This is a genomic window from Herbiconiux daphne (assembly GCF_024979295.1).
GTDB classification, from domain to species: Bacteria; Actinomycetota; Actinomycetes; order Actinomycetales; family Microbacteriaceae; genus Herbiconiux; species Herbiconiux daphnes.
On sequence record NZ_JANLCJ010000852.1, the window covers coordinates 1 to 511 of the forward strand.

1 pseudogene is annotated in these 511 nt (G+C 38.0%); it reads left to right on the forward strand.

What is annotated here, in order from left to right:
* Window positions 1-79: 79 nt before the first annotated feature.
* Window positions 80-511: pseudogene (locus N1032_RS28035) on the forward strand (portal protein); the annotation flags it as partial.

The window sequence follows — 511 nt, forward strand, 5'->3', positions numbered from 1 at the left end:
TATTGATATGGATATTGGGGATGAACTAAGTGATGTTGCATCTAAGGCTTGGGTTTATGAACATTACATCCGTACTGGTATGTTGGATAAGAATAAAGAAGCAAAAATGTATCAAGTTATTATGGCAGGTAATCATATCCTGAACATTGAAGAAGTGACTTGTATTCCATTTGTAACTTTCTGTCCTTATACAATCCCCGGTTCGTTCTATGGTCAATCTGTTTATGATATTACCAGATATCCAAGATTTGAGAACAGCTCTTGTACGTGCGTACATTGATAACGTTAATAATGCGAACTACGGTCGTTATACAGCGATTGTAGGAGCCTATGATAGACGTTCACTTCTGGATAATCGTCCGGGTGGTGTAGTAGAAATGGAACGTCCTGATGCTGTTAACCTATTCCCTTATCACAATTTGCCTAATGGTATTGATGGTTTGATTGGAATGACAGAAGATTTGAAAGAAATGCGTACAGGTGTTACCAAACTAGGTATGGGTATTAACCC